The 23690-nt window shown below is 72.9% G+C and carries 20 protein-coding genes and 1 riboswitch; of the genes, 7 read left to right on the top strand and 13 right to left on the bottom strand.

Annotated features, from left to right (window positions below):
• The first annotated feature begins 33 nt into the window (after positions 1-33).
• Positions 34-549: an OsmC family protein gene (locus tag ICW40_RS04535; RefSeq protein ID WP_221652644.1), complete on the top strand. Its 516-nt coding sequence runs from the start codon at positions 34-36 to the stop codon at positions 547-549.
• A 36-nt stretch (positions 550-585) separates the two neighbouring features.
• On the opposite strand, the gene uvrA is transcribed toward ICW40_RS04535, so the two are convergent.
• Complete coding sequence (uvrA, locus tag ICW40_RS04530) at positions 586-3447, bottom strand: excinuclease ABC subunit UvrA (protein WP_221652643.1); 2862 nt, start codon at positions 3445-3447, stop codon at positions 586-588.
• A gap of 131 nt (positions 3448-3578) precedes the next feature.
• Between uvrA and ICW40_RS04525 the strand changes: the two genes are divergently transcribed.
• A complete protein-coding gene (locus tag ICW40_RS04525; protein ID WP_221652642.1) occupies positions 3579-5459 on the top strand; it encodes a glycoside hydrolase family 15 protein in 1881 nt (626 codons plus the stop codon).
• A gap of 2 nt (positions 5460-5461) precedes the next feature.
• A complete protein-coding gene (locus tag ICW40_RS04520; RefSeq protein ID WP_308121631.1) occupies positions 5462-6154 on the top strand; it encodes an MBL fold metallo-hydrolase in 693 nt (230 codons plus the stop codon).
• Between the two features lie 99 nt (positions 6155-6253).
• Here ICW40_RS04520 and ICW40_RS04515 read toward each other — a convergent pair whose 3' ends face one another.
• Together ICW40_RS04515 and ICW40_RS04510 are read right to left on the bottom strand one after the other, a co-directional pair.
• Positions 6254-6802 (bottom strand): mucin-associated surface protein, encoded by a 549-nt coding sequence (locus ICW40_RS04515; protein WP_221652641.1) that lies wholly within the window; start codon positions 6800-6802, stop codon positions 6254-6256.
• Positions 6799-8166, bottom strand: coding sequence for a serine/threonine-protein kinase (locus tag ICW40_RS04510; RefSeq protein ID WP_308121630.1), 1368 nt, complete (start codon positions 8164-8166; stop codon positions 6799-6801). The genes ICW40_RS04515 and ICW40_RS04510 overlap by 4 nt, the downstream gene beginning before the upstream one ends.
• A 157-nt stretch (positions 8167-8323) precedes the next feature.
• On the opposite strand from ICW40_RS04510, the gene ICW40_RS04505 reads away from it, so the two are divergent.
• Entirely contained in the window at positions 8324-8635 is a 312-nt protein-coding gene (locus ICW40_RS04505; protein ID WP_221652639.1) for a YciI family protein, read from the top strand.
• A gap of 65 nt (positions 8636-8700) precedes the next feature.
• Here the strand turns inward: ICW40_RS04505 and uvrB are convergent, their stop codons facing one another.
• Entirely contained in the window at positions 8701-10803 is a 2103-nt protein-coding gene (gene uvrB / locus ICW40_RS04500; RefSeq protein ID WP_260458777.1) for an excinuclease ABC subunit UvrB, read from the bottom strand.
• 193 nt (positions 10804-10996) lie between these two features.
• Positions 10997-11070: riboswitch (cyclic di-GMP riboswitch) on the top strand.
• Between the two features lie 14 nt (positions 11071-11084).
• Between uvrB and ICW40_RS04495 the strand changes: the two genes are divergently transcribed.
• Entirely contained in the window at positions 11085-11291 is a 207-nt protein-coding gene (locus ICW40_RS04495) for a BldC family transcriptional regulator (protein ID WP_221652638.1), read from the top strand.
• 79 nt (positions 11292-11370) lie between these two features.
• On the top strand, positions 11371-12045 hold the full coding sequence (locus tag ICW40_RS04490; RefSeq protein ID WP_221652637.1) for a phosphotransferase: 675 nt from the start codon (positions 11371-11373) through the stop codon (positions 12043-12045).
• 94 nt (positions 12046-12139) lie between these two features.
• On the opposite strand, the gene pcp is transcribed toward ICW40_RS04490, so the two are convergent.
• From pcp to ICW40_RS04445, 9 genes are all read right to left on the bottom strand, one after another.
• A complete protein-coding gene (gene pcp, locus ICW40_RS04485) occupies positions 12140-12781 on the bottom strand; it encodes a pyroglutamyl-peptidase I (RefSeq protein ID WP_221652636.1) in 642 nt (213 codons plus the stop codon).
• Positions 12778-13401, bottom strand: a complete 624-nt coding sequence (coaE, locus tag ICW40_RS04480; RefSeq protein WP_221652635.1) for a dephospho-CoA kinase — start codon at positions 13399-13401, stop codon at positions 12778-12780. The genes pcp and coaE overlap by 4 nt, the downstream gene beginning before the upstream one ends.
• A 202-nt stretch (positions 13402-13603) precedes the next feature.
• On the bottom strand, positions 13604-15085 hold the full coding sequence (gene rpsA / locus ICW40_RS04475; RefSeq protein ID WP_221652634.1) for a 30S ribosomal protein S1: 1482 nt from the start codon (positions 15083-15085) through the stop codon (positions 13604-13606).
• A gap of 237 nt (positions 15086-15322) precedes the next feature.
• Positions 15323-16522, bottom strand: coding sequence for an FAD-dependent oxidoreductase (locus tag ICW40_RS04470; protein ID WP_221652683.1), 1200 nt, complete (start codon positions 16520-16522; stop codon positions 15323-15325).
• On the bottom strand, positions 16519-17544 hold the full coding sequence (locus tag ICW40_RS04465) for a 6-phosphofructokinase (protein WP_221652633.1): 1026 nt from the start codon (positions 17542-17544) through the stop codon (positions 16519-16521). Before ICW40_RS04465 ends, ICW40_RS04470 begins: the two co-directional genes overlap by 4 nt.
• 160 nt (positions 17545-17704) lie before the next feature.
• Positions 17705-19444 carry an ABC transporter ATP-binding protein gene (locus tag ICW40_RS04460; protein WP_221652632.1) on the bottom strand — a complete coding sequence of 580 codons (1740 nt, stop codon included), beginning with the start codon at positions 19442-19444 and terminating at the stop codon, positions 17705-17707.
• A gap of 5 nt (positions 19445-19449) precedes the next feature.
• On the bottom strand, positions 19450-20430 hold the full coding sequence (locus ICW40_RS04455) for an ABC transporter permease (protein ID WP_221652631.1): 981 nt from the start codon (positions 20428-20430) through the stop codon (positions 19450-19452).
• A complete protein-coding gene (locus ICW40_RS04450) occupies positions 20427-21434 on the bottom strand; it encodes an ABC transporter permease (protein WP_221652630.1) in 1008 nt (335 codons plus the stop codon). The genes ICW40_RS04455 and ICW40_RS04450 overlap by 4 nt, the downstream gene beginning before the upstream one ends.
• Before the next feature lie 3 nt (positions 21435-21437).
• Positions 21438-23066 carry an ABC transporter substrate-binding protein gene (locus ICW40_RS04445; protein ID WP_260458779.1) on the bottom strand — a complete coding sequence of 543 codons (1629 nt, stop codon included), beginning with the start codon at positions 23064-23066 and terminating at the stop codon, positions 21438-21440.
• A 236-nt stretch (positions 23067-23302) separates the two neighbouring features.
• Between ICW40_RS04445 and ICW40_RS04440 the strand changes: the two genes are divergently transcribed.
• Positions 23303-23690, top strand: a 388-nt coding sequence (locus tag ICW40_RS04440) for a class I SAM-dependent methyltransferase (RefSeq protein WP_308121626.1), incomplete at its 3' end; no start/stop codon positions are given.

Genomic DNA, 23690 nt, shown 5'->3' with positions numbered 1-23690 from the left:
CCTCCTCGGACGCCGACGTCGCTAGGTTGAGGCATGGGCATCATGCACACGTACGAGGCGACCGTCCGCTGGACCGGCGCCGGCGAGCACGGGACCACGAGCTACACGGCGTACGGCCGTGACCACGAGATCCGCGCGGACGGCAAGCCGCCCCTCCTGGGCTCCTCGGACGCCGCGTTCCGGGGCGACCCCACCCGGTGGAGCCCCGAGGAGCTCCTCGTGGCGGCCCTGGCGCAGTGCCACATGCTGTGGTTCCTCCACCTCGCCTCGCGCGCGGGGGTCGTCGTCACGGGCTACGTCGACGAGCCGTTCGGCACCATGCGGGTCGAGGCGGCGGGCGCAGGCCAGTTCACGACCGTGGTGCTCCGCCCCCGGGTCACCGTCCGCGCGACCAGCCCGGTCGACGACGAGACCCTGGCGGCCGTGCACCGCAGCGCCGGCGAGCACTGCTTCATCAAGCGGTCGGTCAACTTCCCGGTACGGACCGAGCCCGGACCGGTCGTCGTCGAGCGCCCCGACGACCTCGTCGCCACTCCCGTGGAGGTGTGACGGGCGCGAGCCGCGACGCGGTCGGCCCGGCGTCCGTCACGCGCTCGCGAGCTGCGCCTCGGGCTCGAGCACCTCGGCCAGGAACTGGCCGGTGTGGCTCCCGGGGACCCGCGCGACGTGCTCGGGCGTGCCCTCGGCGATGACCCGGCCACCCCCCGAACCGCCCTCGGGCCCCATGTCGATCACCCAGTCGGCGTTCTTGATGACGTCGAGGTTGTGCTCGATGACGATCACCGTGTTGCCCTTGTCCGCGAGCGACTGCAGCACGCCGAGGAGCTTGCGGATGTCCTCGAAGTGCAGGCCCGTGGTCGGCTCGTCGAGCACGTAGGCGGTCCGTCCGCTCGACCGCTTCTGCAGCTCGCTGGCCAGCTTGACGCGCTGCGCCTCGCCGCCCGAGAGCGTCGGAGCGGGCTGACCCAGCCGCACGTAGCCGAGACCGACGTCGACCAGCGTGCGCAGGTAGCGCGAGATCGCGGGCACCGCCGCGAAGAAGTCGGCCGCCTCCTCGATGGGCATGTCGAGCACGTCCGCGACCGTCTTGCCCTTGAAGTGCACCTCGAGCGTCTCGCGGTTGTAGCGCGCGCCGTGGCACACCTCGCACGGCACGTAGACGTCCGGGAGGAAGTTCATCTCGATCTTGATCGTGCCGTCGCCCGAGCAGCCCTCGCAGCGCCCGCCCTTGACGTTGAACGAGAACCGGCCGGGCGTGTAGCCCCGGACCTTGGCCTCGGTCGTCTCGGCGAACAGCTTGCGGACGTGGTCCCACACCCCGGTGTAGGTCGCCGGGTTGGACCGCGGCGTGCGGCCGATCGGGCCCTGGTCCACGTGCACGACCTTGTCGAGGTGGTCGAGCCCGGTGACGCGCGTGTGCCGTCCGGGCACCTGCCGCGCACCGTTGAGCTCGTTCGCCATGACCGTGTAGAGGATGGAGTTGACGAGCGTCGACTTGCCCGAGCCCGAGACGCCGGTGACCGCCACGAGGAGTCCCAGCGGGAACGTCACGTCGATGCCCGTGAGGTTGTGCTCGCGGGCGCCGACGACGGTCAGCGTCCGGCTCGGGTCCACCGGGCGCCGGGTCTGCGGCATCGGGATGGCGCGCCGTCCCGAGAGGTAGGCGCCGGTGACCGACTCGCTCGAGGACAGCAGGCCGGCGAGGTCGCCCGAGTGGACGACGCGCCCGCCGTGCTCCCCCGCACCCGGACCGATGTCGACGATCCAGTCCGCGGTGCGGATCGTGTCCTCGTCGTGCTCGACGACGATGAGCGTGTTGCCCAGGTCACGCAGGCGCGTCAGCGTGTCGATGAGCCGGCGGTTGTCCCGCTGGTGCAGACCGATGCTGGGCTCGTCGAGCACGTAGAGCACGCCGACGAGCCCGGAGCCGATCTGCGTCGCGAGCCGGATGCGCTGCGCCTCGCCACCCGAGAGGGTCCCGGCGGGACGGTCGAGCGACAGGTACTCGAGGCCGACGTCGAGCAGGAAGCCGAGCCGCGCCTGGATCTCCTTGAGCACCTGCGTGGCGATGGCACGCTCGCGCTCGCCGAGCTCGAGCGCCGCCAGGAAGTCGCGCGCCTCACGCAGCGGGAGGCGGCAGACCTCGGCGATCGAGTGGCCGCCGACGCGCACGGCCAGCACCTCGGGCTTGAGACGCGTGCCCTTGCAGACCGGGCACGGCACCTCGCGCATGTACGCCTCGTACTTCTCCTTCGACCAGTCGGAGTCGGTCTCGGAGTGGCGTCGCTGGATGAAGGTCACGACACCCTCGAAGCCGGTCGAGTACTGCCGCTCGCGGCCCCACCGGTTCCGGTACTTGACGTGGACCTTGTGGTCCTGGCCGTAGAGGATCGCGTCCTTCGCACGCTGCGGGAGGGCCCGCCACGGGACGTCCATCGAGAACCCGAGCTCACCCGCGAGCGCGGTGAGCACCCGCTGGAAGTACTCGGACGAGGTCTGCGCCCACGGGGCGACGGCGCCGTCGGACAGCGTCGCCTCCTCGTCGGGGATGACGAGGTCGGGGTCCACCTCGAGCCGGCTGCCGATGCCGGTGCACTCGGGGCACGCGCCGTACGGCGCGTTGAACGAGAACGTCCGGGGCTCGATCTCCTCGAGCGTCAGCTGGTGGTCGTTGGGGCACGCGCGGTGCTCGGAGAAGCGACGCTCCCGGCCGGGGTCGTCCGCCTCGGCGTCGACCATCTCGACGACGAGCAGGCCGTTCGCGAGCGCGAGAGCCGTCTCGACGGAGTCGGTGAGGCGCCGCTGCACGCCCTCGCGCGCGACGAGCCGGTCGACGACGACGTCGATCGTGTGCTTGAGCTTCTTCTCCAGCGCGGGCGGGCTCGTGAGCTGGACGACCTCGCCGTCGACGCGCGCCCGGGCGAAGCCCTTGGCCTGGAGCTCCTTGAACAGGTCCGCGTACTCGCCCTTGCGTCCGCGGACCATCGGCGCCAGCACCTGGTAGCGGGTGCCCTCGGGGAGCTCGAGCAGGCGGTCGACGATCTGCTGCGGCGTCTGCCGGCTGACCTGCTCGCCGCAGATCGGGCAGAACTGCGTGCCGGCGCGCGCGAACAGGAGGCGCAGGTAGTCGTAGACCTCGGTGATGGTGCCGACCGTCGACCGGGGGTTGCGGTTGGTCGACTTCTGGTCGATCGACACGGCGGGCGACAGGCCCTCGATGAAGTCGACGTCGGGCTTGTCCATCTGCCCGAGGAACTGGCGCGCGTACGCGGAGAGCGACTCGACGTAGCGCCGCTGGCCCTCCGCGAAGATGGTGTCGAAGGCGAGGGACGACTTGCCCGACCCCGACAGGCCCGTGAAGACGATGAGGCTGTCCCGGGGGAGGTCGAGGTCGACGTTGCGCAGATTGTGCTCGCGCGCACCCTGCACGAGAAGTCGGTCATTCACCGCATCATCCTAAGTGGCGCTCGTGGGTACGTACAGACGTTCGAAGCGTAGCGGGCTGTGACGTCGCGCACGCACCACGCCACGCACCGTGCCGCAGGCGCGACCGCGTCACGGGGACCACACTGGTCAGGATGACGACGCCTCCCCCGGACCCCGGTCCGCCGCCCCCCGACGTCGCCCGGCGGCGGCCCGGGTCGACGCCGATCGCGGACTACGCCGTGCTCGGCGACGGCCGCACCGCCGCGCTCGTCTCCCGCGAGGGGTCCGTGGACTGGCTGTGCCTGCCGCACTTCGACTCGCCCGCGTGCTTCGCCGCGCTGCTGGGCACGCCGGACCACGGACGCTGGCTCCTCACCGTGCAGGACGCGACGAGCGTGAGCCGCCGCTACGTCGACGACTCCTTCGTCCTCGAGACGACGTACCGGACGCCGACGGGCACCGCCGTGGTGGTCGACGCCATGCCGCTCGCGGACGGCCGGGCGGACCTCGTCCGCAGCATCGAGGTGACGTCGGGCAGCGTCGTCGTCGAGCACGAGTGGGTGGTCCGCTTCGGCTACGGCGCGATCGAGCCATGGGTGCGGCGCGTGCAGGACCCGCACGGCGCGCCCGCGATCCGGGCGATCGCAGGGCCCGACGCCCTCCTGCTGCGCGGTCCGCGGCTGCCCCAGGCGGTCGACCACCGGCATCACGACGAGTTCGAGATGTCGGCCGGCGAGTCGATGGAGATCGGGCTCACGTGGACGCCGTCGTGGGATCCCGTACCCCCGCGGATGCCGATCGGCGAGCGCCTCGAGGGCACACGCATCCTCTGGGCGCAGTGGGCGCACGCGGCCGACTACGACGGCCCCTACCGCGACGCCGTCGTGCGGTCGCTCCTGGTCCTCCGCCTCCTGACGGACGGCCGGACGGGCGGGATCATCGCCGCACCGACGACGTCGCTGCCCGAGGACTTCGGCGGCGAGCGCAACTGGGACTACCGGTACTGCTGGCTCCGGGACGCCGCCCTGACGCTCGAGGCGCTCCTCGAGCACGGCTACCGCAGCGAGGCGACGGACTGGCGGGACTGGCTGCTGCGCGCCGTCGCCGGCGACCCGCGCGACCTGCAGATCATGTACGGCACGGACGGACGCCGGGACCTGCCGGAGGTGCTGCTCGACCACCTGCCCGGCCACTCGGGCTCGCGACCGGTCCGGATCGGGAACGCGGCCGTCGACCAGATGCAGCTCGACGTGCTCGGCGAGGTCATGAGCGCGCTGCACATGGCTCGGGAGGCGGGCCTCGAGGACACCGAGGAGTCGTGGTCGCTCCAGCGCATGCTGGTCGAGGACCTGACCCGCACCTGGCGCCACGCGGACCGCGGCATCTGGGAGGTGCGCGGCGAGCCGCAGCACTTCACCCACTCCAAGATCATGGCCTGGGCGGCCGTCGACCGGGCCGTGCGAGCCGTCGAGGACTTCGGCCTCGAGGGACCCGTCGCGCGGTGGCGGGCGGTCCGCGACGAGATCCGCGAGGACGTCCTGGCCCACGGCTACGACGCCGCGCGCGGCACGTTCGTCCAGTTCTACGGGGGCGAGCACACGGACGCGTCGCTGCTGCAGATGGTCCAGGTGGGGTTCCTGCCGCCCGACTACGAGCGGTTCCTCGGCACGCTCGCCGCGATCCGCGCGGAGCTCGAGGTGAGCGAGGGGCTGGTCCACCGCTACCTGCCGTCGCGCACCGACGACGGCCTCGTGGGCGGCGAGCACCCCTTCCTCGCGTGCAGCTTCTGGCTCGCCGACGCCCTCGCACGCTGCGGCGACGTCGAGGGCTCGACACGGGTGCTCGACCGGCTGGTCGGCCTCACCAACGACCTCGGCCTGCTCTCGGAGGAGTACGACGTCGACGGCGACCGGATGGCGGGCAACTTCCCGCAGGCGCTCTCGCACCTCGCGCTGGTCCGGGCGGTGCACAGCCATGCGGTCGCGCTCGACCGGCAGCGCCGTGCCACCGCCGGCGCAGCGAGGCGAGGGTGAGCGTGTCGTACACGGGCGAGGTCCGGCCCGGTGGGCCGAGCGACGTGCGGACGCTCGACGAGGTCGTCATCCGCAAGGCCTCGGTGGGCGGCATGGACAACAACGCCTACCTCGTCACGTGCCGCCGCAGCGGCGAGCAGCTGCTGGTCGACGCCGCAGCGGACCCCGAGCGGCTCCTCGAGCTCGTCCGCGAGGGCGCGTCCTCGGCGAGGCTCACGACGGTCGTCACGACGCACCGTCATCCCGACCACCACGGTGCCCTCGAGTCGGTGGTCGCGGTCACCGGCGCCGTCACCGCCGCCGGCGCGGCCGACGCCGACGCCCTCCCCGTCCCGGTGCGGCGGCGGCTCGACCACGGGGACGTCCTGCTCGTCGGCCACGCCGCCCTCGAGGTGATCGCGCTGCGCGGGCACACGCCCGGGTCGGTCGCGCTCGCCTACCGGGAGCCGGCGTCGGTCCGGTCCCCCGACGCCGTGGCTCGACGGGTCCACCTGCTCACCGGCGACAGCCTCTTCCCCGGCGGCCCGGGCCGCACGACGACGCCCGACGACTTCCGGTCGCTCATGACCGACCTCGTCGAGCGCGTCTTCGACGTCTTCGACGACGCCACCTGGGTCTACCCGGGGCACGGCCGCGACACCACCCTCGGCGCGGAGCGCCCGCACCTCGACGCGTGGTGGGCCCGCGGCTGGTGAGGGACGCCCGGTACGCGCACGGCGACCGGCTGCCCCGCTCGACGGCGGCGGCGGCTGACCTACCCCAGGCCCACGCCGGCTGACGACCTTCGTGCCGCGTCAGTCGTCGTCGCCCTCGCCGTTCCCCTTGCCGTTGCCCTTGCCGTTCCCCCGGCCCGGGCCGTCATCGCCCGGTCCCCCGGGGCCTCGCCCTGGCCCCGCCTGCTCCGCCGCGGCCTGCTCGGCCGCAGCCTGCTCCGCTGCTGCCTGCTCTGCCGCAGCCTGCTCGGCTGCGGCCTGCTCTGCTGCGGCCTGCTCTGCGGCAGCCGCGGCTGCCTGCTCGGCGGCCGCCTGCTCCGCCGCAGCCGCGTCGCGTGCCGCGGCCACCTCCGTGCTCGCCCGGTCGAGCGCGTCGTCGATCACGCGGTAGCGCGTGGCGCTCACGTGCCCCTCGTCGACTGCGCTCTCGAGGCCCGAGCGCACCTCGGCGAGCTGGGCCGCCGCGTCGTCGTACCGGCCGGCGGCGGCGGCCTCGGTGACCGCGAGCACGCCGTCCTGCAGCTCGGCCGCCGTGTCGGCGTGCAGCTCCGGCTGGCTGCCGCACCCCGCGAGCACGAGTCCCGCCAGGAGGAGTCCCGCGCACCGCGTCCGGCGTCCCGTGCCCGTCACGGCTCCACGCTCTGCTGGAGGTCGACGAGCGCGTCGCCGAGCGTGCCGTCGACGACCGGGTAGGCCGGCGGCTCCGGCGGTGCGTCGGGCTCGGCCAGCCGGCCGGCCACGAGCGCGCCGGCGCCGACGACGACGACCCCGAGCGCGGCCAGGGCGGCACGACGGTTCTGCCGCGACGGGCGGCCCTGCGGGCCCGTGACCTCGGCCATCGTCGGACGACGGCGAGGGCTGGTCGCCGCGCGCTCGGCGGCCTCGCGGATCTCGGCGGGCGAGAACTGGTGCGTCGCGTCCGGCCCCGCCGGCGCCCCGTCGACCTCGCCGCGCCGACGCACCGGTGGGGGCGGGACGCGCGGCGGGATGCTGGCGGGGAGCCCTGCGACCGAGGCGCGACCGTCCGCCTCGAGCGGCGCGACGAGCCCCGCCGTGGCGGCGCCGTCGTCGGAGGTCGCGTACGCCGGGAGAGCGTGAGCGCCCGTGGGCACCTCGCCGGTCGTCACGCCGTCCTCGGCCAGGGCGGCCAGGCGGTTCGCCGCCTCCGACGCCGTGAGCCGCTCCTCCGGGCGCATCCGGGTCATCCCCTGGAGGACGACCACCCACTCGGGGCCGAACTCCGTCGGGATCGGCGGCGCCGAGTTGAGTCGGGCGGCGGCGACCTCGACGACCGTGCCGGTGAAGGCCTTCCTGCCGGTGAGGCACTCGAGCAGCACGAGACCGAGGGCGTAGACGTCCGTCGGAGGGCCGACCGGGGAGCCCGCGGCCTGCTCGGGGCTGAGGTAGGTCGCCGTGCCGAGGGTGGTCCCCGTGACGGTGAGGCGCGCACCGTCGGCGAGCCGGGCGATGCCGAAGTCGGCGAGCTTGACGATCGGTCCGGTGGTGACGGCGGCGGCCGGGTCCTCGGCAGCCGCGGCGGCGAGCCGGTCGCGGTCGACGAGCAGCACGTTCGCGGGCTTCACGTCGCGGTGGACCACGTCCGCCGCGTGGACGACGGCGAGGGCCTCGGCGACCTGCCGGCCCAGCCGGGCCGTGTGGCGTGGGCTGAGCGGCCCCTCGGTGAGGCGGTCGGCGAGGGTGGGGCCGTCGACGAGCTCCATCACGAGGTACGTCTGGCGCATGGGTCCGCCCGTGAAGGCGGCGCCCGCGTCGTGGAGCGTGACGAGCCCCGGGTGGCTCAGCTGTGCGAGGACCCGCATCTCCGACCGGTGCCGGAGGAGGTCGTCCGCGTCGTCCGCGACGGGTGGGAAGAGCTTCACCGCGACGTCCCGGTCGAGCACGAGGTCGTGCGCCCGGTAGACCGTCGCCATACCGCCTTGTCCGAGGACGTCCTCCAGGCGGTACCTGTCGTCGAGGAGGACACCTCGGGCCACATCTGCCCCTGGCGTCACCGTCTGCCTCCTGGTGCCGTATGTCCGAGCGTGACGCCGCCCGTGCCGGTCCCCTCACGTTCGAACGTAGGGGCCGGTCCTGCGTCCCGCATGTCGAGTGGGCCACCCGGTCGGGTGAAAAGTCGGCGACGATCGGGACATGACCGTCTTCGCCGTCCAGTACACCTACGACGACCGGGCCGAGGAGCGCGACCGCGTGCGACGGTCGCACCGGGCGTACCTCGCCGAGCTGCACAGCGCCGGGACGCTGCTCATGAGCGGCCCGTACAGCGGCGCGACCCACGGGGTCGCCGCCGAGCCGGACGGCGCGCTGCTGCTCGTCCGCGCGGCGGACACCGCCGAGGTCGAGCGGCTGCTCGACGCCGACCCGTTCGCGCTCAGCGGCCTGGTCGCCGAACGCTCGATCCGCGGCTGGACGCCCGTGTTCGGTCCCTGGGACGACTCCGCCTGAGCTCGCCCCTGAGCTGCCGCCTGAGCTGCCCCCTGCCTCTGGTCAGCGGACGGCCCATCCCCGCCTCACGCTGTCGCCGCGTGCATCTGCCGGAGCTCCCGCTTCAGCCCTGAGATCTCGTCGCGCAGGCGCGCGGCGAGCTCGAACTGCAGCTCCGCGGCGGCGCTGTGCATCTGCTCGCTCAGCTCGGCGATGAGCTCCGCGAGCTCGGCCGCCGGCACGGCCGCGAGCTTGGCGCGCGGCGACTGGTCGCCACCGCCCTTGCGACCGGGCACGGGCGCCTTGCCCTTGCCCGGGCTCCGGTAGCCACCCTTGAGCAGCTCGGCGGTGTCGAGGTCCTCGCGCGCGAGCATGTCGGTGACGTCGCTGATCTTCTTGCGCAGCGGCGTGGGGTCGATGCCGTGCTCGAGGTTGTACGCCACCTGCTTCTCGCGGCGTCGCGTCGTCTCCTCGATGGCCATGGCCATCGCCGGCGTCACCTTGTCCGCGTACATGTGCACCTGGCCGGACACGTTGCGGGCCGCACGGCCGATGGTCTGGATGAGCGACGTGCCCGACCGGAGGAACCCCTCCTTGTCCGCGTCGAGGATGCTGACGAGCGACACCTCGGGCAGGTCGAGACCCTCGCGCAGCAGGTTGATGCCGATGAGGACGTCGAACTGACCCATCCGGAGCTCGCGCAGCAGCTCCACGCGCCGCAGCGTGTCGACCTCCGAGTGGAGGTACTGGACCCGGACGCCCCGCTCGAGCAGGTAGTCCGTCAGGTCCTCGGCCATCTTCTTGGTGAGCGTGGTGACGAGCACCCGCTCGTCGCGCTCGGTGCGGAGCCGGATCTCGTGCAGGAGGTCGTCGATCTGCCCCGTCGTCGGCTTCACGACGACCTCGGGGTCCACGAGCCCGGTGGGCCGGATGATCTGCTCGACGACGCCGTCGGACTGCGCCAGCTCGTACGCGCCGGGGGTCGCCGAGAGGTAGACCGTCTGGCCGATGCGGTCGACGAACTCCTCCCAGCGCAGCGGCCGGTTGTCCATCGCGCTCGGCAGGCGGAAGCCGTGGTCGACGAGCGCCCGCTTGCGCGACATGTCGCCCTCGAACATCGCGCCGATCTGCGGCACCGTCACGTGCGACTCGTCGATGACGAGCAGGAAGTCCTCGGGGAAGTAGTCGAGGAGCGTGTGCGGCGGGGTCCCCGGGCCGCGCCCGTCGATGTGCCGCGAGTAGTTCTCGATGCCCGAGCAGCTGCCGACCTGGCGCATCATCTCGATGTCGTACGTGGTCCGCATGCGCAGCCGCTGCGCCTCGAGGAGCTTGTTCTGCCGCTCGAGCTCGGCGAGGCGCTGCTCGAGCTCCGCCTCGATCGACGCGATGGCGCGTTCCATCCGCTCGGGGCCTGCGACGTAGTGGGTCGCCGGGAAGAGGTGCACGTCCTGCTCCGACCGCAGGACGTCCCCCGTGAGCGGGTGCAGCAGGTGGATGGCCTCGATCTCGTCGCCGAAGAACTCGATCCTGATCGCGAGCTCCTCGTACACCGGGATGATCTCGACCGTGTCGCCCCGCACCCGGAACGTGCCACGCGTGAAGGCCATGTCGTTGCGCGTGTACTGCATCATCACGAACTTGCGCAGCAGCTGGTCGCGCTCGACCTGGTCGCCGACCGACAGCCGCACCATGCGGTCGACGTACTCCTGCGGCGTGCCGAGGCCGTAGATGCAGGACACCGACGCCACCACGACGACGTCGCGCCGGGTCAGCAGCGAGTTCGTCGCCGAGTGGCGCAGGCGCTCGACCTCGTCGTTGATCGACGAGTCCTTCTCGATGTAGGTGTCCGTCTGCGCGATGTACGCCTCGGGCTGGTAGTAGTCGTAGTAGGAGACGAAGTACTCGACCGCGTTGTTGGGCAGCAGCTCGCGGAACTCGGTCGCGAGCTGCGCGGCGAGCGTCTTGTTCGGAGCCATCACGAGGGTCGGCCGCTGGAGCTGCTCCACGAGCCACGCCGTCGTCGCCGACTTGCCCGTGCCGGTCGCGCCGAGCAGGACGACGTCCTTCTCACCCGCCTGGACGCGCTGGGTCAGGTCGGCGATGGCGGTCGGCTGGTCACCCGACGGCGTGTAGTCGGAGACGACCTCGAACGGGGCCACCCGGCGCTGCAGATCGGTCACGGGACGCATGGGGCAACGGTACGTCGACCCTCCGACACGACTCGCCCCGGGCGGGCGCCGGCGCTCGGCCGCACGACGCGCGGCCGCTCGACCCCGGCCTCGCATGTGACGCAGGTCACACAACAATCACCTCAAGCATGTCCGGTTTCGCCCCGATAGGTGGAAAGAGGCCGATCCTGACCCCCAGGAACCGACCTCAGGTCAGCGACAAGGGCAAACCCGCCGAGAGGCGGGGACGCAGAGCCAGGGGCCCACGAGGGCAGCCCAGCCACCGAACGACAGGAACCCTCATGCAGAGCGCACCCTCCACCACGTCCGTCACGAGCCTCCTCACCCCGGGCGAGGTCGCCACGATGTTCCGGGTCGACCCGAAGACGGTCACCCGGTGGGCCAACGCCGGGAAGATCACGGCCGTCCGGACGCTCGGCGGCCACCGCCGCTTCGTCGAGACGGAGATCCGCAGCCTCCTGTCGATGGTCCCCGCGCAGCAGGGCTGAGACACCGTCGGCAGCGCTCCCCCGGCCACCGGCCCTCCGCACGCCGCCTGTGCGCGTGTGCGCCTGCCACGATGTCGTGGTGGACGAGCCGGGACCGCACCACGTGGACCGCACGGGCGTCGTACGCGTCGGTGACACCGTGCGCCGGCCCGCTCACGCCCGGACGCCGTACGTCGACGCCGTCCTCCGTCACCTCGAGGCGGTGGGGTTCGACGGCGCCCCGCGGACGCTGGGCGTGGACGCCGAGGGTCGCCAGGTCGTCACGTGGATCGAGGGCACCGTCCCCCGGACGGGTCCGTACCTGCTCGACGACGACCAGCTCGTCAGCGCAGCAGGTCTCGTCCGGGCGTTCCACGACGCCACGGCCGGCACCGCCCTGGCGGGCGACCAGGAGGTCGTCCGGCACGGTGACCTCGGGCCGCACAACACCGTGTTCCGCGGCTCCCGAGCCGTCGCCCTCATCGACTGGGACGACGACGTGCGACCAGGCCGTCGCCTGGACGACGTCGCGCACGCCGCCTGGGGTCTCGCGGACCTGACGAGCGACGTCGTGCCGGTACGGGACCAGGCGCGTCGTCTACGGCTGGTCTGCTCGGTCCTCGGGAACGAGCCCGGCGCCGTGCTCACGGAGCTGACCGACCGCTTCGAGCGGGCGCGCGCCGACCACGCGGTCGCGGGACGCAGCGGCGCCGTGGCGGTCTTCGAGCGCCTCGCCGGGTGGACGACCCGGCACCGCGCCGCCCTCCTGCGCTGACGCGCCCGGGCGCGCGTGAGGCCTGCACGACGCGCGACGGCCGCCGGCTCCCGCCGAGGACGCCGTCAGCCGCGGGTCCTCGTCGAGGACGCGATCAGCTCAGCCGTCCCGCGGCAACCTCGGCGATCGCCTCGGGCGCGAGGGCGGCGTGCAGCACGGCTGCGAGGGCCGGCGCGGTCGCCTCGGTGCTCAGCGACGGCGCTCCGGGCGCGACCTGCGCGGGGGTCCGCGGCACGTGCACGAAACCCCCGAGGACGTCCGGGCGGGACGCGAGCAGGTGCATGAGCGCGTAGAAGGTCGCGTTGCACACGTAGGTGCCGGCGGTGTTCGAGACCTCGACGGGCACGCCCGTCGCGCGGCCCGCGGCGAGGCACGCGCGCAGCGGGAGCCCGCTGAAGAAGGCCGCCGGGGCGCCCGCCACCACGGGCACGTCCACGGGCGCCGAGCCGTCGTTGTCGGGGATCGGTGCGTCGATGACGTTGAGCGCGGCGCGCTCGATCCCCACCGCCGCTCGGCCACCGGCCTCGCCGACGCAGACGACGACGTCCGGCTCGTGGTCGCGCACCGCGAGCCGCAGCGCCTGCCGAGCCCCGCGGAAGGACACGGGCAGTTGCACCGTGACGAGTCGCCCCGGACCGGACCACGCTGCCTCGACCCGCCGCACGGCCTCCCACGAGGCGTTGACGGTCTGGCCCCCGAACGGCTCGAAGCCGGTGAGGAGGATCGTGCGCGTCACGCGGCCCACCGCGACCAGAGCCGGTCCACCTGCTCCTCGAGCTCGGCGACGCTGCCCGACCCGTCGAGCACGACGTCGGCCGCCTCGAGCCGGGCCTCGTCGTCGGCCTGCGCGGCGAGCCGCGCCCACGCGTCCGCCTCCGTCAGCCCGCGCATCTCGACGAGCCGCCGCACGCGCAGCTCGGCGGGCGCGTCGACGACGACGAGCTCGTCGAAGTGACCCGCCTGCCCGCTCTCGACCAGCAGCGGGATGTCGTGCACGACGACGCCTGCGTCCGCCGCGACGGCGGCCTCCTCCGCGCGGCGCGCTGCGGCGCGCACGAGCGGGTGGACCAGGTGGTTGAGCCGCTCCCGCGCGGCGGCGTCCGCGAACACGACGCGGCCGAGCGCCGCACGGTCCAGGTCGCCGTCGGCCGTGAGCACCTCCTGCCCGAAGGCCTCCGCGACCGCGGCGAGCCCCGCGCTCCCCCGCGCGACCACCTCGCGGGCCAGCACGTCGTGGTCGACGACGGCGGCGCCGTGGTGGGCGAGGCGCGCGGCGACGACCGACTTCCCGGCGGCGATGCCACCGGTGAGGCCGACGCGACGGCGGGGACGCGGGACTGGGGACGGCACGGTCACGGACCCACCCTAGGTCGCGCTGCCGACGGCGTGCAGCGGTCCTCAGGGCGCCACGCCGGGTGGCAGCCGTGCGGGGCAGCCGGGCGGCAGCCGGGCGGTCAGCCCCGCGGCCGGAGACGCCGACGGGCCGGCCACCGTGAGGTGACCGGCCCGTCGTGACGACCGTCGCAGCGCCGCGGACCCGAGGGTCCGGGCACCGCGGTCAGTTGCCGGTGAGCTTCTCGCGCAGAGCGGCGAGCGCCTCGTCGGACGCGAGCGTGCCCGCGGCCTCCTCGACCGGCGCCGACGAGTACGTCGACGCGCTGCCGGCGCTGCTGCTCGACTCCGAGCCGCCGCCGCTCGAGGCGTCGAGGTCGGCCTGCGCCGCCTCGGCGACCTGCTTCTTGTGCGCCTCCCAGCGGGCGTGGGCGGCGGCGTACTGCGCCTCCCAGGCCTCGCGCTGCGCCTCGAAGCCCTCGAGCCACTCGTTGGTCTCCGGGTCGAAGCCCTCGGGGTACTTGTAGTTCCCCTTCTCGTCGTACTCGGCGGCCATGCCGTACAGCGCGGGGTCGAAGTCCTCGCTGGTGGGGTCGAGACCCTCGTTGGCCTGCTTGAGCGACAGCGAGATGCGGCGACGCTCGAGGTCGATGTCGATGACCTTGACGAACGTGTCGTCACCGACGTTGACGACCTGCTCCGGCAGCTCGACGTGGCGCACGGCCAGCTCCGAGATGTGGACCAGGCCCTCGATGCCGTCCTCGACGCGCACGAACGCACCGAACGGGACGAGCTTGGTGACCTTGCCGGGCACGACCTGGCCGATGGCGTGCGTCCGGGCGAACGCCTGCCACGGGTCCTCCTGCGTCGCCTTGAGCGACAGCGAGACCCGCTCGCGGTCGAAGTCGACGTCGAGCACCTCGACCGTGACCTCCTGGCCGACCTCGACGACCTCGGAGGGGTGGTCGATGTGCTTCCAGGACAGCTCGGAGACGTGCACGAGGCCGTCGACGCCGCCGAGGTCCACGAACGCACCGAAGTTGACGATCGAGGAGACGACACCGGGGCGGACCTGGCCCTTCTGCAGGGTCTGCAGGAAGGTCGAGCGCACCTCGGACTGCGTCTGCTCGAGCCAGGCACGGCGCGAGAGGACGACGTTGTTGCGGTTCTTGTCGAGCTCGATGATCTTCGCCTCGATCTCCTTGCCGACGTACGGCTGGAGGTCGCGGACGCGACGCATCTCGACGAGCGACGCGGGGAGGAAGCCGCGCAGGCCGATGTCGAGGATGAGGCCACCCTTGACGACCTCGATGACGGTGCCGGTGACGACGCCGTCCTCCTCCTTGATCTTCTCGATCGTGCCCCAGGCGCGCTCGTACTGCGCGCGCTTCTTGGACAGGATCAGGCGACCCTCCTTGTCCTCCTTCTGGAGCACCAGGGCCTCGACCGCGTCGCCGACCTTGACGACCTCGTCGGGGTCGACGTCGTGCTTGATGGAGAGCTCGCGGGAGGGGATCACGCCCTCGGTCTTGTAACCGATGTCGAGGAGGACCTCGTCCCGGTCGACCTTGACGATGGTGCCTTCGACGATGTCGCCGTCGTTGAAGTACTTGATGGTCGCGTCGATGGCGGCGAGGAAGTCCTCAGCCGAGCCGATGTCGTTGATCGCGACCTGAGGGGCCGACTTCGTCGGGGTGGAGATGGTCATTGAGTGTCGAGCTCCGATGCGGACAGGGAGTAGTGCGGACAGGGATGGTGCGGGATGCGCCGGGACCGGGGCGACGGGCCGCGAGGCGGGCACGTGCGGACGGACCGGCAGACCAGCGTGACGAAGGCACGTCACACCGCCGTCGATCTTACGCGGTGCCACGAAGGAGGGCAAAGACTGCCGCGCGGGTGCATGCACGCCGGACCTCGCCGGCCCCCGCGCCCGCGTCAGCCCGCGTCAGCCCGGCAGCGACCACGTCCCCCGCGGCAGGAGCCGGGTGCCCATGAGCAGCGAGACCGCCTGGCGCCGGACGAACCCGGTGCGGCACGCGACGGCGAGCGCGGCGTCCCGCGGCGGGCCGATCGGGACGAGGCCGGACTGGAACACCGGCGTCAGCAGCATCGACAGCCACCGGTAGGCGGTGACGTGGCGGCGTCGGAGGTCCGCGTGCGCGGCGAGCGCCGCACCGACGTCGCGGTGCTCACGCAGGGCCCACGCGAGCGACCACGCGTCGGCCAGGCCCATGCTGGCCCCGATGCCGAGCTGCGGGCTCATCGCGTGCGCGGCGTCGCCGACGAGGACGACCCGGTCCCCCACCGGCGAGCCCACGACGACGTCGCGGTAGCGGGCCGGGAGCAGCCCCACGTCCGCGACTCGTTCGACGAGCGGCGCGAAGCGGCCGGCGAGCGGCGCCACCCGGTCGACGAACGCCGCCGGTCCGGCGGCGACGACGGCGTCGGCCTCGCGCGCTCGGACGGACCAGAAGATCGAGACGCGGTCGCGTCCGGTCGGCAGCAGGCCGAGCGTCGTCCGCGTGTCGCGCCAGCGCTGCACCAGCGCGTCGCCCGCGAGGTGCTCGGGGTCGGGCACGATCGCCCACACCGCGCCCCAGCCGTACCGTCGGTCCGTGCGCGGCTCGAAGGCGAGCGCGCGGACCCGCGAGCCGGCACCGTCGGCCCCGACCACGAGGTCGAACGGTCCGTGCACGACGCCGTCGGCCGCCTCGACAGACCACCCCGTGCCGCTCCGGCGCAGGCCGACGACCTCGCAGCGCGGCACCACGACGGCCCCCGCGTCGACCGCGGCCTCGTGGAGCAGCGTGAAGAGGTCGCCCCGGTGCACGCCCCACCCCATCGCGCCCGGCACGCCGTCGGCGTACGCAAAGCTCATCGTCGTCATGCCCGACGTCGTCGCGCCGTCGACCCGCCGGACCGGCGCGGACAGCGCGCGCAGCGCCTCGCCGATGCCGAGCCGGTGGGCGACCTGCTGACCCAGGTGCTGCAGCAGGATCCCGGCACCGACCGGTCCGAGGTCGGGCGTGCGCTCGAGCACGGTGACGTGCCACCCGTCGCGCGCGAGGAACGTGGCGAGCGCCAGGCCGCTGACGCCCGCCCCGACGACGGCGACGCGCCGCCCCGGCCCGCCGGTCGTGCTCAGGCGAGCACCTTGGCCGTGCGCAGCATGTCCGCCGGGACCCGCTTGACCCGTCCGGCCACGTCGGCGAGCGGGACGAGCTCGACGCGGTCGCCGCGGAGCGCGGTCATGACACCGGTCGTCCCTGCCGAGATCGCGTCCATCGCCGCGACGCCGAAGCGGCTGCCCAGGATGCGGTCGGTCGGCGTCGGCGCGCCGCCGCGCTGCACGTGCCCGAGGATCGTGACCCGCGTCTCGAAGCCCGTGCGCTGCTCGATCTCGGAGGCGAGCCGCTCGCCGATCGCGCCGGCTACGATCTCGCCGAACTTCCCGAGCTGCGTGCGGTAGTCCATCGAGCCGCCCTCGCGCGGCATGGCGCCCTCGGCCACGACGACGATCGAGAAGCTCGCGTGCGCGCGGTGCCGGTGCTTGAGGAACTTGACCACCTGGTCGATGTCGAACGGCTCCTCGGGCGCGAGCACGAGCTCCGCGCCGCCGGCCATGCCCGCGTTGACGGCGATCCAGCCCGCGTGCCGGCCCATCACCTCGACGACCATGACGCGGTTGTGGCTCTCCGCCGTCGTGTGCACCCGGTCGATCGCCTCCGTGGCGATGTTGACCGCGGTGTGGAAACCGATCGACAGGTCGGTCCCCTCGACGTCGTTGTCGATCGTCTTGGGGATGGCGACGATGCGGACGCCCGCGTCCGCGACCTTGCTGGCCGCGTGGAGCGTGCCGTCGCCGCCGATGCAGATGAGCGCCTCGATGCGCTCGGCCTCGAGCGTCGCGAGCACGGCGTCGATCCCGCCGTCGTCCGCGTGGGGGTGGAACCGCGCGGTGCCGAGGAGCGTCCCGCCCGTGGGCAGGACGTTGCGGATGTGCGCCCGCCCGAGCGGGAGCACGTCACCGTCGACGACACCCTTCCAGCCGTTGCGGAAGCCGATGATCGAGTGCCCGTAGGTGCCCTCCCCGTGCTTGACGACGGCGCGGATCGCCGCGTTGAGCCCGGGGCAGTCCCCGCCTCCGGTGAGCAGTCCGACGCGCATGGGCGAGCTCCTTCGTCGCGAGGTGGGGGGGCGCGGGCCGGCACCGGTGCTCGGCCCGCGCCGTCACCCTAGCGACGCGACGGGTCGACCGGCCGGGCCGTCCGTCCCGGTCCTGTCAGGTCCGGCACTGCCAGGTCCGGTCCTGCCCGGTGACGTGAGATCAGTCGCCGACCGCGAGGGCCAGGCTGCGCCCGGGGATCGCGTCGAGGAGGGCCTGCGTGTACGGCTGCTGCGGGTTGTCGAAGACGTCGTCGACCGAGCCCTGCTCGACGATGCGGCCGCGCTCCATGACGCACACCTGGTCCGCGATCTGCCGGACCACCGCGAGGTCGTGGCTGATGAACAGATAGCTCAGTCCCAGCCGCTGCTGCAGGTCCGCGAGCAGGTGCAGGATCTGCGACTGCACGATGACGTCGAGCGCCGAGACCGCCTCGTCGCACACCACGAGATCGGGGTTCAGCGCGAGGGCACGCGCGATCGCCACGCGCTGCCGCTGACCGCCCGAGAGCTCGCCCGGGTACCGGCGCAGCAGGTCCGGTGAGAGCGCGACGTCGTCCATGAGCTGCAGCACGCGTTCGCGGCGGTCCGCGGCCGAGCCCTCGCCGTGCGCCCGCAGCGGCTCCTCGATGGTCCGGTAGATCGTGTACAGCGGGTCGAGGGACGAGTACGGGTCCTGGAAGATCGGCTGGACCTGCCGCCGGAACCTCACCTCCGCCCGGCGGTCGGCACGCTCGCCGCCCACCACCTCGCCGTTGAAGCGGATGGTCCCGGACGTGGGCGGGAGCAGGTCGAGCATCATGCGCGCGACGGTCGACTTCCCCGAGCCGGACTCGCCCACGATCGCCATGGTCGACCCGCGCGGGATCGTGAAGCTCACGTGGTCGACGGCCGTGAAGTCCGTCCCGCGCGAGAACAGCCCCTCGCCGCGCAGGTGGAACACCTTGGTGACGTCGTCGACCTCGACGATCGGGTCGTCCGCCGCCGCGGGGGGCGCCTCGGCGGACGCCGCGAGGAGGTCGTCGGCCACGGCCTCGGTCGCGCCCGACTGCTTCGCGATCTGGATGCGCCGCGAGGCGAGCGACGGCGCGGCCGCGAGGAGCCGCCGGGTGTACTCGTGCTGCGGGTCCGTGAGGAGCTGGGCCGCCGGCCCGGTCTCGACGACCTCGCCGCGGTACATGACGACGACCCGGCTCGCGCGCTCGGCCGCGAGGCCGAGGTCGTGCGTGATGAGCAGCACCGCGGTGCCCAGCTCACCGGTCAGCTGCTCGAGGCGGTCGAGGATCGTCCGCTGCACGGTCACGTCGAGAGCCGACGTCGGCTCGTCCGCGATGAGCAGGCGCGGCCGGCAGGACAGGCCCATCGCGATGAGCGCGCGCTGCCGCATGCCGCCCGAGAACTCGTGCGGGTACTGCTGGGCGCGGCGCTCGGCGTCGGGCAGCCCCGCCTCCTCGAGCAGCTCGACGGTGCGTCGACGCGCCTCGGCACCGCGCGCGACGCCGTTGTCCTCGAGCGCCTCGACGATCTGCGCGCCGACCCGGACCACCGGGTTGAGGTTGGACATCGGGTCCTGCGGGACCATGCCGATGTCCGTCCCACGCATGCGCGCGAGCCCCGCGCCGCCGAGCCTGGTGATGTCCTTGCCCTCGAAGAGGATCTGGCCGCCGCTGACGTGGCCGTTCTGGGCCAGCAGGCCGATGACGGCCATCGCGGTGGTCGACTTGCCGGAGCCGGACTCGCCGACGATCGCGACGGTCTCGCCGGCGTGGACGTCGAACGACGCGCCGCGGACGGCCGTCGTGGTCCCCTGCTCCGTGCGGAACGAGACCTCGAGGTCACGGATGCTCAGGAGCGGCGTCGTGCCGCCCGGACGAGCCTCGCCCGGGCCGGAAGTGGTGGTCATGCGGGTCAGCGTCCCCTCGTCCGTGGGTCGAGCGCCTCGCGAAGGGCCTCGCCGAACAGCGTGAAGCCGAGGGCTGTGACCGCGATGCAGAAGCCGGGCCACAGCGCGAGCCGCGGTGCGACCTCGAGCTCGTTCTGCGCGGCGGTGAGCATGCGCCCCCACTCGGCCGTCGTCGGCGAGCCGCCGCCGAGGCCGAGGAAGGACAGGGCGGCCGCCTCGATGACGGCGGTGGCGAGCATGAGCGTCGCCTGCACGATGACGGGCCCGAGGCTGTTGGGCAGCACGTGGCTCATCGTGACCGTGCGGCGCGACAGCCCCAGCGACCGCGCGGCGAGCACGTAGTCCTGGCCGCGCTCGGCGAGCATCGTGCCGCGCAGGAGGCGCGCGAAGATCGGCACCTGCACGACGCCGATCGCGATGACGACGGCGGTCGGCGACTGGCCGATGACCGCGGCCACCGAGACCGCCAGGAGCAGCGACGGCACGGACAGCATGAGGTCGACCAGGCGCATCGTCGCGGTGTCGACCCAGCCGCCGAACGCCCCGGCGAGCAGGCCGAGGAGCGCCCCGCCGAGGAGGCCGAGCAGCGTCGAGAGGACACCCACGAGGAGCGACGCCCGCGCGCCCCAGATGAGCTTCGACAGCAGGTCGCCGCCGTACCGGTCCAGCCCGAGCAGGTAGTCGTCGGACGGCCCGGGGATGAAGGTCGGCCGGATCTCCGCACGTCCGGGCAGCGCACCCTCGGCGTACGGGGCGAGCACCGGTGCGAGGAGCGCGACCAGCACGAAGAGCAGCACGATGACCGCGCCGATGATCGCGCCGGGGTTGCGCCGCAGGCGCCGCAGGGCGACGCGCCAGATGCTCGCGCCCTCGTCCTGCGCACCGCGGCGTGGGCCGCCGCGAGGCGCGTCGGTCGTCGGGGTCCCCGTGCCGGTGGGCAGCGCGACGCCGGTCGGGCCGGCCGCGGCGCTCGTCGGGTCGGTCATCGGCGCGCTCGCATCCGGGGGTCGATGATGCCGTAGGAGATGTCGACGGCCAGGTTGGCCAGCGCGTACACCACGGCGATGAAGAGGATGAAGCCCTGGAGCACCGCGTAGTCGAGGTCGAACACCGCGTCGGCGAGGAAGCTGCCGATCCCGTTGAACGCGAAGACCGTCTCGGTCAGCACCGCTCCGGAGAGGAGCAGGCCGACCTGGAGGCCGATCGTCGTCGCGACCGGCAGCATCGCGTTGCGCAGCACCACCCGACGGCGCAGCCGGGGCGCCTTGAGCCCCTTCGCCTTCGCCGTCCGCACGTAGTCGGCGCTCTGGACCTCGATGACCGAGGCGCGCGTGATGCGGGCGATGATCGCGAGCGGGATGGAGCCGAGCGCGAGCGCCGGCAGCACGAGGTGCAGCAGCGCGTCCCACGCCGCGTCCCACTCACGCGTGAGCAGGCCGTCCAGGACGTAGAAGCCCGTCGGATGGGTCGCGATCATCGCGGGGCTCTGCCTGCCCGCCGACGGGAACCAGCCGAGCTGGACCGCGAACAGGTACTTGAGCAGGAACGCCAGGAAGAACACCGGGATCGTGACCCCGATGAGCGATGCCACGACGGTCCCGTGGTCGAGGAACCTGCCGCGGTACCGGGCGGCGACGTAGCCGAGCGGGATGCCGACGCCGACCGCGATGACCAGCGCGAGGATCGTCAGCTCGATGGTCGCGGGGAACCGGTTGAGGAACTCCTCGAGGACCGGGAGCCGGGTGCGGCTCGAGACCCCGAAGTTGCCCTGGAGGAGCTGCCCGAGCCACCGGACGTACTGCTCGTGCAGCGGTTGGTCGAAGCCGTACAGCCTGTTGAGCCGCTCGACCGCCTCCGGGGTCGCGCGCTCCCCCAGGAGGGCCGTTGCCGGGCCTCCCGGGAGAGCGCGCACCCACAGGAACAGCAGGATCGAGAGCCCGAACAGCGTCGGGATCAGCAGCGCGAGCCGCTGCAGGACGAGTCGGGCCATCGATCAGTCGTCGAGCGTGATGACGTTGAAGACCTCGTCCTGCACGGGCGACGCCGGGTACTCGTGCACCTTCGGGCTGAAGGCGAGCGAGGGCACCGGGTGCGCGAGCGGGACCCCGGGGAGGCGCTCGAGGATGGCCTCGTTGGCTGCCTCGTAGGCCGCGGTCTGGTCCTCGACGCTCGTCTGGTAGCGCGCGTCGCCGATCATCTCGAACAGCTCGGGGTCGTTGAAGCCCCACTCGTTCGCCGGTGCCCCGAAGAAGACGCCGATGAAGTTGTAGGTGTCGTTGTAGTCACCGGTCCACCCCAGCAGGTGCAGGCCGTGGTCGGGCGTGCCCTGCATGCGGTCGAGGTACTCGGGCGACCACGGCTCGGGGACCGGGTTGATCGTGATCCCGACCTCCTGCAGGTCGGCGCTGATCGACTGGAACACCTGCTCCGGCGTCGGCATGTACGGGCGCGACACGTTCGTCGGGTAGTTGAAGTCGATGGTCAGGTTCGACTTGCCGGCCTCGGCCAGCAGCGCCTTGGCCTTCTCCGGGTCGTACTCGTACGTCGCGACCTGGTCGCTCCAGCCGGCGACCGACGGCGGCACGAAGTTGGTCGCGACCTCGGTGCCCTCGGGCAGCGTCTGCGCGACGAGCGCCTCCTTGTTGATCGCGTGGGCGATCGCCTGACGCACCTTGAGGTCCGCCAGCTCGGGGTTCGCCTGGTTCATGCCCAGGTAGAGGATGTTGAAGGGCTCGCGGTTGACGATCTGGAAGCCCTCCTCCTCGAGCGCGACGACGTCGGCCGGGCCGACCAGGTCGTAGCCATCGATGTCGCCGGCCTGGAGCGCCTGGCGGCGCGCCGTGGCGTCGGAGATCACGGGGAAGACGATCCGCTGGATCTGGCCCTGCTCACCCCAGTAGTCGGGGTTGCCGACGAGCACGACCTCCTGGCCGGAGGTCCACGACTCGAAGACGTAGGGGCCGGTGCCGGTCGGGTGCGCGGTCGCGTACTCGGGCAGGATCGGGGCGTCGGCGGCGCCGGTGACGTCGTCGGCTCCGTACTCCTCCATCGCCGTCGGCGACTGCATGGAGAACGCCGGCAGCGACAGCGCCGAGATGAACTCGGGCAGCGGGCTCTTCATCGTGATGACGGCCGTCGAGGCGTCGGGCGCCTCGCAGCTGTCGTACTTGCCCGTGCCGTCGAGCTCGGGGACGTCGCTCGACGCGAAGCCGCCGTTCACCTTCTGCCAGTAGTAGGAGAGGCTCTCCGACTGCTGGATCCCGGTGAAGTTGTTCCAGCGCTCGAAGTTGGCGCACACGGCCTCGCCGTCGAAGGGCGTGCCGTCGTGGAACGTCACGTCCTCCTTGAGGTCGAACGTGTAGGTCAGGCCGTCCTCGCTGACCTCCCAGTCCTCCGCCAGGAGGGGCGCGGGGTCCGCCGTGCCCGGCTGCGTGCCGACGAGCCCCTCGAAGATCTGCCGGGCCACGCGGAACGACTCACCGTCGTTGGCGAAGGCCGGGTCGAGCGACGCCGGGTCCGCCGACGCCGCGAAGATGAACGTGTCCCGTCCGCCCTCGTCGCTGCCGGTGGCCTCGCCGCCCCCGCCCTCTCGTTCACTTGCCGCGCACGCCGTCAGCGCCATCGCGGCTGCGGCGGCCAGCGCCGTCACCCTCACTACGGTCCTCACACGATCACCTCTCGTGGGTACAACATGTTTGGGGTACTGCATGTCGTGGGCTCTGATGCGTCAGGTCCTGCTCGTCCTCGGTCCTGCACGTCCCGGCGCCACCTTCGCGTCCGGACGCGCCGAACGTAACCGCACCGTGTCACGCCGTTGTTACCGGTCGGTCACATCAGGGACTCGGCGAAACTACTGCCATGGACCCTCTCTTGCCCAACCAGGCCGGTTTCGCCGCGGTCCCCGACGAGGCCGGGGGCGGCGCCGCCCGCGGGTGGTGGGACGAGAACGCCGCGGAGTACCTCGCCGAGCACGGGGAGTTCCTCGGCCCGGCCGACTTCCGCTGGTGCCCCGAGGGCCTGCGCGAGGAGGAGGCGCGCCTGCTGGGCGACGTCGGGGGTCGTCGCGTGCTCGAGGTCGGGTCCGGTGCGGCGCAGTGCTCGCGCTGGCTCCGCGGCCGTGGGGCCGACGTGGTCGCGACCGACGTGTCCTTCGGGATGCTCGCCGCGGGCCGCCGGCTCGACGACGAGGGCGCGCACCGCCCCACCGACGCCGCCGACGCCGCGCCGCGGCACACCGAGCCCGCGC

This window comes from Actinotalea ferrariae, from assembly GCF_019733465.1.
In the GTDB taxonomy this organism is placed as follows: Bacteria; Actinomycetota; Actinomycetes; order Actinomycetales; family Cellulomonadaceae; genus Actinotalea; species Actinotalea ferrariae_A.
The sequence above is the reverse complement of the archived record's forward strand: the minus strand, read 5'-3'. Positions and strand labels throughout refer to the sequence as shown.